Genomic DNA, 11,371 nt, shown 5'->3' with positions numbered 1-11,371 from the left:
CAGCCCATCACCGTCGTCAGCGCTGAATCGCCCATCCTGACTATATTAGCCGCCGCGTTAAAGGATGGCCGCTTTTCACCCTACTTTCGTCAGGATAAAAAAAACGGCGCCCACAGGGGCGCCTAAACGGACTGACGACGGGATTGGCCAGGGCGGCGGCGAGCCGCCGCGCCCCGCGCGCCCCTGTTATACCCCCGGGGCAAGCCCGCGGGACGTCACAGCGAAAACTGGTGCTGCGCAAGAGGGTGGGTTTTTCCCAGGCGTTTCGCCAACCAGGGCGGGATACGCCCCGCCAGCATGGCGCGCAACGCCTGTAATTGCTGTTCAATGGTCATCGGCGGCTTAATCTTGATGGGATGGATATTATTGCGGATCACGCGAGCGGCGGCCGGGCCGCCTATCGCCTCGCAAAACAGCAGATGACAATCGCTTAACATGCGCGCCCGCGCTTCGTTGCCTTCCTCCAGCGCGTCGGGATCGTCGCGATAGCGCCTGACCTGTTGCAGGTAAGGCCCCCGATCGTCAAAAGCATAGATAAAAAACAGCTTGGCCTGGCCGAAATGGCCGTCGATCGCCAGGCCGTCGCCGGAGGCGAAGGCGGCGCGTAATTGCAACGGCTCCGCCCGCTCCGGCTGGGTGGTCAGATGCTGCGGCAGTTCTCCGGCCAGGCAGGACATCACCTGTTGCCACAGCGCCACCGTCGGCTGGCCGGCGCCGGCGGGAAACGCCCGCGCCAGTTGATCAAGGCTCAGCCGGGCCAGCCGCGCCGGCGTCAACGGCTGGCCGGACGCCTTCTGCAGCCAGAGGATCATCTCCCGGGGCGGCAGCTGCGGCAGGGTCTGTGCCAGGGCGAACAGACGCCAGAATAAAGGATCGTCGGTTGCGACATTCATCGGTAGGCTCCTGTGGCCATGGGGTTATCCGGCATTTTTACTGGCGCGTAAACGCACCGGGAACGGCGGTTTCCCCGGCTGTGGAAAGATGTAATACGACTTGCCGCCCTCCAGCTCGAACATGCCGCCCCAGCAGGCGGCATCGTCAAATTCAATGCGCACAACCCGCGCCTCCAAATCCTGTTTGGCGATATAGCAGTACAGGTCGGCGCCTTTTTCACTGAATAACACACTCGGCATAGCGGCTTTCTCCCGTAGGGCGGCCCAGGACGCGCCTGGGCCGGTCGGTCAGCGGATCAGGTCGAAGTTATAATCGGTCTTGCCGATTTTCATGGTGTCGCGGTCCAGTTTTTCCAGGGTGGCGTTGACCAGGGTGGTCAATACCGTCATGGCGCCCTCGTAGCCCCAGGTGGCGATACGATGCAGATGATGCCGGTCGAAAATCGGGAAGCCGATGCGGATCAACGGCACTTCAAACTGCTCCCCCAACGCCAGGGTATCGCGCTGGATAAACTTGCCGTAGGAATTGCCAATCATAAAATCCGGTTTGCGGGTAAACATCAGCGAACGGAAATGCCACAGATCGCAGTTGATATACACCTCGCTTTCCTGGCCGTAAGGCGACGCGGCCAGCACCTTCTTCAGCTCTTTCTGCCAGCGTTTATTGGCGTTATGGCACAGGATCACCGTCGGTTCGCAGCCCAGTTCCAGCAGGAACTTGGTCATGCCCATGACAAAATCCGGATCGCCGTACAGGCCGTAGCTTTTACCGTGGATCCAGGTATGGGAGTCGAGCATCATATCCACCAGCCGGCCGCGCTCAAGCGTCAGGGCGTCCGGAATCGGTTTGCCGGTCAGCTGGCTTACGGTCATCAGCAGCCGGTCGGTGGCTTCCAGTCCCAGCGGCACATCCACCGGCGTGGCCGGCTGCTGCCAGTTCTCCTGCACCATTTTTTTGGTTTTCAGCAGGTGCCAGGGTTGCAGCAGCAGGGTATCGATGGCGTTCGGCGCGTCGCGCATTTCGTCCTGGGTAGTGCCGCCGGCATACATGCGGTATTCACCGTCCGCCGGGGTGTCCAGCACTTCGGAGGGATCGGACAGCAGGCTGTAGCCAACGCCCATCTGCTCCATCATGCGTTTCAGCACCCGGAAATTGCCGAGATAGGTTTCAAAACCGGTCACCAGGTTGATTTTGCCGTTACGGCCGGGCTGGTAATCCCGGGCGTCGGTTTTATCGGTATATTCGCGGGCAAACCCCTCGAACATATTATCCCAGCCGGTGATATGGCTGCCGATAAAGCTCGGGGTATGGGCATAAGGCACCGGCACCGCGGGGTCGATAAAACCGTCTTTCTTGGCATTGGCGATAAAGGCGCTCAGGTCGTCGCCGATCACCTCCGCCATGCAGGTGGTGGAGACGGCGATAGCCTGCGGCTTATACAGCGCATGGGCGTTCTGCAGGCCGTTGTTCAGGTTGTTATTGCCGCCGAACACCGCCGCGTCCTCGGTCATCGAATCCGACACGCAGGCCACGGGTTCCTTAAAATGGCGGTTGAAATAGGTACGGAAATACGCCACGCAGCCTTGCGAGCCGTGCACATAGGGCAGCGTATTGGCGAAACCGAGCGAACAAAGCACCGCGCCCAGCGGCTGGCAGGCCTTGGCGGGGTCGATGGTCAGCGCCTCGCGCTTAAAATTCAGCTCCTGGTATTCCCGGGTGGTGGTCCACTCGAAGACTTCCTTGACCCGGGCTGCGCCGTGGGCCTCTTCCAGCTCGCGTTTGCTGGTAAACAGCGCCTGGTATTCCGCTTGCTCGAACAGCGGATAGCAGGCCTTGGTTTTTTCTACACTCTGACTCATGATTCTCTCCTCCCGCGCCACAAATCTGTGAACTGACGGGTTCAGGCTTCAGGCAAACAATCTCAGGCGGTTTTCAGCCAGGGCGCGGTCAACTGGGTCCAGCTCGGGTTATTCAGGGTCATGTCCATATCGCGGGCGAAGACGGCGAAACCGTCGTAACCGTGATAAGGGCCGGAATAATCCCAGGAATGCATCTGGCGGAACGGGAAACCCATTTTCTGGAAGATGTATTTTTCCTTGATGCCGGAGCCGATAAGATCCGGTTTCAGCGCCTTGATGATTTCCTCCAGCTCGTAACTGCTGGCGTCATCGAACAATAGCGTCCCTTTTTTCAGGTCCGGCAAGGTGCGGTCATAGTCATCGTTATGGGCGAATTCATAGCCGCTGCCGATGATTTCCATCCCCAAATCCTCATACGCGCCGATCACATGGCGCGGGCGCAGACCGCCGAGATACAGCAGCACGCGCTTGCCCGTAAGCCTGGGGCGAAATTTAGCGATAATGGCGTCGGTCTGGGCCTGGTATTTGGCGATAACCGCCTCGGTATTGGCCTGAATGGTCTCGTCGAACAGCGCGGCGATTTTGCGCAAAGACTCGGCAATTTTGGTCGGGCCGAAGAAGTTATATTCCATCCAGGGAATGCCGTATTTTTCTTCCATATGGCGCGAGATGTAGTTCATGGAGCGATAGCAGTGCACCAGGTTCAGCTTCACCTTGGGGGTATTTTCCATTTCCACCAGGGTGCCGTCGCCGGACCATTGCGCCACCACGCGCAGGCCGATTTCCTCCAGCAGGATCCTGGAGGCCCAGGCGTCGCCGCCGATATTGTAGTCGCCGATAATGGCGATATCGTAAGGGGTGGTTTCAAACGCTTCGTCATCGCGGTTGGATAAAATCCAGTCGCGCACCACGTCGTTGGCGATATGATGACCCAGCGACTGGGATACCCCGCGGAACCCTTCGCACCGCACCGGCACGATCGGTTTATCGAGTTTTTTCTGCATTTCCCGCGCCACCGCCTCGATATCGTCGCCGATAAGGCCCACCGGGCACTCGGACTGGATGGAGATGCCTTTGGTCAACGGGAACAGGGTTTCCATTTCTTCAATCAGTTTGGTCAGCTTTTTGTCGCCGCCGAACACAATGTCCTTTTCCTGGAAATCCGAGGTAAAGTTCAGGGTGCCGAAGGCGTTGACGCCGCTGACGCCGGTATAGTAGTTGCGACGGCCGGCGCGGGAATACTGGCCGCAGCCGATGGGGCCATGGGAGATATGGGCCATGTCCTTGATAGGTCCGAACACCACCCCTTTCGAGCCGGCGTAGGCGCAGCCGCGCACCGTCATCACGCCGGGCTGGGATTTACGGTTGGAAGTAATGCATTTGCCAACGCTTTCCATTTCCGGATCGCTCAGCATATAGTGCTTGGCACGCTCTTTGCGGGCTTTTTCAGGAAAGACTTCCAGAACTTCCTGAATCAGCGCCAGCGTTTGTTCGCCGGTTATATCGGTCATGGCGATGTCCTTACATAATAAATGGGATAGTGACCTAAGCCAGCCGTTGCCGGCTCAGGGCCCCGCGCGGCCGGATCAGGCTGACTGCGCTTCTTCCGCCGCGGTTTTGCCGATGATGGTTTCGTCTTCCACATCCATGATGCCAAATTCCATCAACAGTGCTTCCAGCTCGTCCATGGTGACCGGGGTGGGCACTATCATTTTTTTGTTGTCGACGATTTTGCGGGCAAGCGTGCGGTACTCTTCGGCCTGGCCGCAGGTTGGATCGTATTCGATGACCGTCATACGGCGGATTTCAGCCCGCTGCACGATGTTATGGCGCGGCACGAAGTGGATCATTTGCGTACCGAGCTTGTCCGCCAGCGCCATGATCAGCTCGTCTTCGCGATCGGTCTGGCGCGAGTTGCAGATCAGGCCGCCGAGGCGCACCTTGCCGGACTTGGCGTATTTGACGATGCCTTTGCAGATATTGTTGGCGGCGTACATCGCCATCATTTCGCCGGAGCAGACGATATAGATTTCCTGCGCCTTGTTTTCGCGGATCGGCATGGCGAACCCGCCGCAGACCACGTCGCCCAGCACATCGTAAAACACAAAATCCAGATCTTCCTCGTACGCGCCCTCTTCCTCCAGGAAGTTAATGGCGGTGATAACGCCGCGGCCGGCGCAGCCGACGCCCGGCTCAGGGCCGCCTGATTCGGCGCAGCGCACGCCGCGATAACCGATTTGCAAAACGTCTTCCAGCTCCAGATCTTCTACCGAGCCGACTTCGGCGGCCAGTTCCATAATGGTGTTCTGTGCTTTGGCATGCAGGATCAGACGGGTGGAATCCGCTTTGGGATCGCAGCCGATAATCATCACCTTTTTGCCAATCTCGGCCAGAGCGGCAACGAGATTTTGTGTCGTAGTGGATTTACCTATGCCACCTTTGCCATAAATGGCGCATTGACGGATAGCCATGTGCATTCTCCTGTTAGTCGGTTGACCCTTTCTATTAAGCAGGGAACGTACCAGAAGCCGTCATATTTCAACTCCATGAAATTGCAGAATATTTTTTTAATGAGAAGATTTATCGCCACCGGGTTATGAACAAAGTTCAAACCTTTTGTCATAAAGCAGACACAGCCGGTGCGCACAACGGCCGGCCGCGCGCCAGGTTGGCTTCGCCATTTCGTCATTAAAGGGAACAAACACGCCCCGCCTCTTGCCGCCCACGCGATAAACGAGCGGATAAGCTGCCGCGAATCAGCGAAAATTGTGCGGATTATCAGCAAACTGGCGATCTCCTGGCCATCCGGAGGGAAATGCTGAAAAGAACTTTGACAAAACGGGCCGGCGCCTTTAGTATTCGCCCCGTTCTCGCGATTCCTCTGTAGTTCAGTCGGTAGAACGGCGGACTGTTAATCCGTATGTCACTGGTTCGAGTCCAGTCAGAGGAGCCAATTTCTTGTTTTCATGCCTCTTTGCGAATCCCTATGTGATTTTGATTCAATAAGTTAGTGTGAAAAATCTTCCCGATGCGTTTTTAGTTTTCCCTCTGCATCGGGAAAAATTGGTGGTCAGATTTGGGGTCAGGTTGGTTCGATTATGGAGTGACCCCCATATGTCTCTTAACGACACGAAAATCCGCAGCATTAAATCCCTGGCAAAACCTTTCAAACTGTCCGATTCACACGGGTTGTATCTGTTGGTCAATCCCGGTGGCTCCCGTCTCTGGTATCTCAAGTATCGTATTAATGGCAAAGAATCCCGTCTCGGTTTAGGCGCTTATCCGCTGGTATCCCTTGCCGACGCCCGGCTACAGCGTGACGGCATCCGAAAATTGCTAACGCAGAATATCAACCCGGCTCAAGTGCGTGTCGCGGAAAAATCCGTCTGTTCACCGGAAACGTATTTTAAAGCCGTGGCGCTGGGCTGGCATAAAAGCAATAAAGCTTGGTCGGAGAACCACGCCGCCCGCCTGCTTGCCAGCATGAACAATCATATTTTCCCGGTGATTGGGCATCTGCCGGTAACGGAACTGAAAACACGACATTTCACCGCTCTGCTGAAAGGGATTGAGGAAAAGGGACTGCTGGAAGTCGCGTCCCGCACCCGACAGCACCTATGCAGCATCATGCGTTACGCAGTGCAGCAAGGACTGGTGGAACACAACCCGGCGCTGAATCTGGAAGGCGTGACGGCTCCGCCCGTTAAACACCACTATCCTGCCCTGCCGCTGGAACACCTGCCCGAACTACTTACTCGCATCGACAACTATCAGCAGGGACGAGAATTGACAAGGCTGGCGGTGACATTGACCCTGCATCTGTTTATCCGTTCCAGCGAACTGCGTTTCGCCCGCTGGCGCGAGATCGATTTCAGAAACAAAATCTGGACCATCCCCGCCTCAAGGGAAACCATTGTAGGTGTTCGTTATTCCGGGCGTGGCGCGAAAATGCGCACACAGCATATCGTGCCGCTGTCCCGGCAGGCTGTTGCTATTCTGAGGCAGATACAGGAAATCTCAGGGCATCTGGAACTGGTATTCCCCGGCGACCATAACTCATATAAGCCAATGTGTGAAAACACGGTCAACAAGGCACTACGGCTGATGGGTTACGACACGAAAACTGATGTCTGTGGCCACGGATTCCGGGCAATGGCCTGTAGCGCCTTAATGGAATCAGAGCTTTGGTCACGGGATGCCGTTGAACGCCAGATGAGCCATCAGGAACGCAACAACGTGCGGGCGGCGTACATCCACAAAGCGGAACATCTTGATGCCCGCAAAGCCATGATGCAGTGGTGGTCGGATTATCTGGATGCATGCCGGGATGCATTTGTCCCACCCTATGTCTGGGGCAGATTGGAGAAAGCATAAGGTTGCCTAATCAGTAATGGTCGTAATTGACGAGAAAAGTAAAAGCAGATCCGACCTATTAATGATCTGCTTTTTCTATGTTTATCAGGATTTACATTTGTATTTTCGCTCTCTCTACTGACGATTTCGAGTCCGGGCACCACTTCTTCTTTTTTTATGCTTTCTTATGAATCCCTATATATCTTAAATTCAATAAGTTAGCGTAAAAACCCTTTCCGATACGTTTTGATTTATCCCTAGGTATCCGAAAAATGTGGGGTCAAATTGCGGGTCATTCAGTTCGATGAATGGAGTGACCCTCACATGGCTCTAACTGACAGTAAAATTCGCGCTGCAACAACCTTCGCAAAATCCTACAAAATCACCGATGCCCAGGGTCTGTATCTACTGGTATCCACCAGCGGCTCGCGTCTGTGGTATTTCCACTACAGCTTCGGCGGCAAAGAATCCCGCCTGGCCTTAGGCGCCTATCCGCAGGTCACGCTGGCGGAGGCCCGTGAAAAGCGCGACGCTGCCCGCAAGCTGCTGGCATCCGGCATCTGCCCTTCCCTGCCCCGTGAATCCGAAAAAACCGCTGTAGACGAAACCCGCACCTTTAAACACATCGCAACCTCATGGCACACCAGCAGCCTCAGACTCTGGTCGCAAAGCCACGCCGATAAAATCCTTACCTGCCTGAAACGCTATACCTTCCCTATGATTGGCGAAATGGATATCGCAGAGATCGAAACCCGTCATCTGGCACAGCTAATCAAGGCTATCGACGACAAAGGCGTGCATGACGTTGCAGGGAGAATGCGCCAGTACCTGACCAAAATCATGCGTCACGCCGTGCAACAGGGCCTAATCAAATACAACCCCGCGTTCGATCTGGGTGGCGTCGTGACGCCGATTGTGACCCAACATCTTCCCGCTTTGCCGCTGCGACGCTTGCCTGAGCTACTTGAGAACATTGATAACTACAAAGGTCGAATGCTAACTCGCCTAGCGCTGGAACTGAATCTGCACGTCTTTCTGCGCTCAAGCGAATTGCGCTTCGCCCGCTGGGAAGAGTTCGACCTGAAAGCACGTATCTGGACGGTGCCCGCGCAGCGCGAAGCCGTAAAGTGCGTGAGATTTTCAGAGCGTGGCGCAAAGATGAAGGACGAGCATTTGGTGCCGTTATCCAATCAGGCAGTTGCTCTGCTAAAACAAATCAAGGCGCTTACCCGCGGGTCGGTCTTCGTTTTTCCGGGTGCGCGTGGTCTGTACAAACCGATGAGCGAAAACACCATTAATAAAGCGCTACGTGTGATTGGGTATGACACCAAAATCGAGGTTTGCGGCCACGGATTCAGAACGATGGCCTGTAGCGCCCTAAACGAGTCAGGGCTGTGGTCAAAGGACGCCATTGAGCGACAGATGAGTCATAAGGAGCGCAACGGCGTGCGGGCGGCCTATGTGCATAAAGCGGAATATTTGGAAGCCCGCATGGAGATGATGCAATGGTGGTCGGATTTTCTGAATGTGAATCACATGGCGTATATTGCACCATATATCTATGCTCGACAACATATGGCCGCCGGAAAAGACTGATCGATAAAACGTTGATAAAAGCAGATTTCGATGAAAGGGATCTGCTTTTTATTTTTATATTATTGCTCAGCTTGAACACCAACTCCGCTCAAAATTAAATGCTGGTTCTGATAAGATATTCAGATTCTCAGGCTAACGATGCCTTTCAAGGTAAAATGGAGAATACCAGTGAATTTACTATATTTACGAGATTAAATTCGTTTTTTTTCAAATGCCTCTTGAAACACGTCAACACCAATAAAGATCTTTCAAAAAAATATCGTAATAGTTTGCTGCAAGGATGAGCGCTAAAGTCGATGAAACCCCAGAGAAACTTTCCGTTATATTATCACTACTCCATAGCAATTGCTTGAGATGGAGTAGACACACACCTGATAAATTGGGCACTCGCTGCGAATGAAATGAGACGCGATTGTAAAAAATAATATTAGCAAAATCATCTAAAGTACCTTCAATAACTTGCGTAACGCTGTAATATGCTTCGACTTGACTATTAAATTTAGCAAGGGATACTACTTCGTCATCTGTTAAAGTTGGTCGATCAACCATGTTTTGATGAAAATCTCCGGAGATAACACCCCTTGAAAATTCTGATTATTTTTTTGCATTCTATGCTACAAAACCATTTAGTATTTTCTGCACTTATGGTGTTCATCAACCCAAAAAAACCAACATCTGATTTTTCCTGAACCACTCCTTTGTCAATTCTATAGGCTGCCTCTATTATAAATCTATTATCACCATTTTTCGGATAACGAGTAAATGCTACGCATGAACGTACCCCATGGATCATTATTTGAATGCCGACAGCAATCCTAGCGCCCAGTGGTGGAAGTCCCCGTGCTCTACGATAAATAATCATTTCTAGATTAAATGCTGAAGCCCAGCATTCGACGACCGCCTTAATAACGTTTTCCTGAGTGACGAAAAGAAAACTATCGGATAATCCAGCAAAAGGATCGGATGCCGAATCCTCACCTACCCCTTGTTCATCTGCAACTGAACACGCCCGAACCGCCAATAATCCTGAATCACCAGATAAGTGGCCACATGCTTCTGTAATATCATCTCGAAGATTTTCGGGGAACGGCCTCGACCTCATATTTCTCTAGACATATTCTGACCAGTGATTAATATCAGCGACGATTGTGTTAGATGAAAAAACTAACTCACCGAATTCTTCATATAAATCATGAATAACAGAATCGAATATCTCAGCCGGGATAAAATAAAATGGTGGCACAGGAAAACCTGCATTACGTAATTCCTTTTGTCGGGAGAATTTTAATCCTACGACACTGAGATCGAGACATTGATTTCAGTTAATAGCATGAATGTTTCGCACTAGTAGTTTCAGCAATTTTCAAGATGTGCCGCCTTTACCAGACACTATGGAATACATGGTTTTTTTCCTAACACTAAAATCCTATAACTTATAACTAAGTGCTGGATTCACTATTGTTATCACCTTAGAGCCTCACAGCGCTGTCAGTGTCAAGTATGATTTTTGTTGAAAAAAACTATTGACTTTAACAGCGATGGCAAGGCTTAACCTGTCATTCGAAGTACAGATGCCTAACTAAACTGTGCTACTTGCTGAACATTTTTTTCATGGGGGAAGAACATGAGATTCATGGTTATTGGTACAGGCTTTGCGGAAGCCCATATACAGTGGATCCAAGAATCTAATGTCGCAACCGTTGCGGCCTTGGGGTACATGAACAACCCAAGCCGTGCAAAAAAAATAGCAACTCAATATGGGATTCCACTAATCAGCAACAACCCGCTCGACATTATAGATAGTGGAAAAATTGACGCTATTTCCATAGTGACCCCTCCCGATACACATGAACATTTCATAATTCCGAGCTTAAATAAAAATCTACTCGTCATTTCTGATAAACCACTTGCCCATTCAGCGGCAGCAGCAAAATCTCTTGCTGAAAAAGTCAGGCAAACGGGAGGAAATGCATCAATTACTTTCCAATGGCGTACTCACCCAGTGTTCAAACGCTTACGAGAACTGTGTCATTCGCCAGAATTGGGAGCATTGGTACATATCGACCTACAGTTTTATCATGACTTCCTTGCGGGTCCATCAACTCTTTGGTCCTGGCGCCATAATTCTAAGCAAAGTGGCGCCGGCACGTTAGGGGATCAGGGGGTACATTTATTTGACCTTCTACGTTATATAACATCAGATGAATGGCATGTGTCCGGCGCCACAAAGGTTATCGCATGGCCACAACGAAATGCAGGAAGCATACCAATAAGTTGTAATACCGATGATATTGCTGATGTACTGCTCGCAAACGACCGCACAACTGCAAAAGCACGAATATTGACGTCCCGAGTCTGCATAGGCCGTCGTGAAATATATGCACAGATCCAAGGAACATTGGGCTCAGCAAATATAACTGTAAATCCAGACACTGGCGCAGGGAAATTGGCTTATATAAAAATTTCTGATCCCAAAATACACTCCGAGTCATTCAATAATTCGGGAAATATATATAGACTCATTGTTGGCAACCACCAAAACAATGTTAAACAGGCAGAAGTAGCTAACTTTGACGATGGCTATGCTGCTCAAATTTTATTGGAAGAAGCATTACTGCTTGCCGAGTAACCGGACCGCTCAGTAAGTTTGATATTCCTTGGTCCTTAAT

The 11,371-nt window shown here is 52.1% G+C and carries 9 protein-coding genes and 1 tRNA gene; 4 read left to right on the top strand and 6 right to left on the bottom strand.

Translation table 11 applies throughout. The features are described 5' to 3' along the window. Positions 1-215: 215 nt before the first annotated feature. From ABUK12_RS03050 to nifH, 5 genes are all read right to left on the bottom strand, one after another. The gene (locus ABUK12_RS03050; RefSeq protein WP_410014897.1) at positions 216-893 is read right to left on the bottom strand and encodes a NifB/NifX family molybdenum-iron cluster-binding protein; all 678 of its coding nucleotides are present in this window, start codon (positions 891-893) and stop codon (positions 216-218) included. Positions 894-917: 24 nt separating this feature from the next. After that, a complete protein-coding gene (gene nifT / locus ABUK12_RS03045; protein ID WP_410014896.1) occupies positions 918-1,133 on the bottom strand; it encodes a putative nitrogen fixation protein NifT in 216 nt (71 codons plus the stop codon). Between the two features lie 48 nt (positions 1,134-1,181). After that, positions 1,182-2,753 carry a nitrogenase molybdenum-iron protein subunit beta gene (nifK, locus tag ABUK12_RS03040; protein WP_410014895.1) on the bottom strand — a complete coding sequence of 524 codons (1,572 nt, stop codon included), beginning with the start codon at positions 2,751-2,753 and terminating at the stop codon, positions 1,182-1,184. A 62-nt stretch (positions 2,754-2,815) separates the two neighbouring features. After that, positions 2,816-4,264 (bottom strand): nitrogenase molybdenum-iron protein alpha chain, encoded by a 1,449-nt coding sequence (gene nifD / locus ABUK12_RS03035; protein ID WP_410014894.1) that lies wholly within the window; start codon positions 4,262-4,264, stop codon positions 2,816-2,818. Positions 4,265-4,339: 75 nt separating this feature from the next. After that, entirely contained in the window at positions 4,340-5,224 is an 885-nt protein-coding gene (gene nifH / locus ABUK12_RS03030; RefSeq protein ID WP_410014893.1) for a nitrogenase iron protein, read from the bottom strand. A 406-nt stretch (positions 5,225-5,630) separates the two neighbouring features. Here nifH and ABUK12_RS03025 point away from each other — a divergent pair. From ABUK12_RS03025 to ABUK12_RS03015, 3 genes are all read left to right on the top strand, one after another. Further along, positions 5,631-5,706 (top strand) — tRNA-Asn (locus ABUK12_RS03025). A gap of 161 nt (positions 5,707-5,867) precedes the next feature. Beyond that, positions 5,868-7,127 (top strand): tyrosine-type recombinase/integrase, encoded by a 1,260-nt coding sequence (locus ABUK12_RS03020; protein WP_410014892.1) that lies wholly within the window; start codon positions 5,868-5,870, stop codon positions 7,125-7,127. A 303-nt stretch (positions 7,128-7,430) separates the two neighbouring features. Further along, entirely contained in the window at positions 7,431-8,702 is a 1,272-nt protein-coding gene (locus tag ABUK12_RS03015; protein ID WP_410014891.1) for a tyrosine-type recombinase/integrase, read from the top strand. A gap of 541 nt (positions 8,703-9,243) precedes the next feature. On the opposite strand, the gene ABUK12_RS03010 is transcribed toward ABUK12_RS03015, so the two are convergent. Then, positions 9,244-9,804, bottom strand: a complete 561-nt coding sequence (locus ABUK12_RS03010; RefSeq protein ID WP_410014890.1) for a PEP/pyruvate-binding domain-containing protein — start codon at positions 9,802-9,804, stop codon at positions 9,244-9,246. Positions 9,805-10,335: 531 nt separating this feature from the next. Here ABUK12_RS03010 and ABUK12_RS03005 point away from each other — a divergent pair. Next, complete coding sequence (locus ABUK12_RS03005; protein WP_410014889.1) at positions 10,336-11,331, top strand: Gfo/Idh/MocA family protein; 996 nt, start codon at positions 10,336-10,338, stop codon at positions 11,329-11,331. The last annotated feature ends 40 nt before the right edge of the window (positions 11,332-11,371 follow it).

This window comes from Sodalis sp. C49 (assembly GCF_046352915.1).
GTDB lineage: Bacteria > Pseudomonadota > Gammaproteobacteria > Enterobacterales > Enterobacteriaceae > Acerihabitans.
This window is presented reverse-complemented; position numbering and strand designations above follow the sequence as displayed.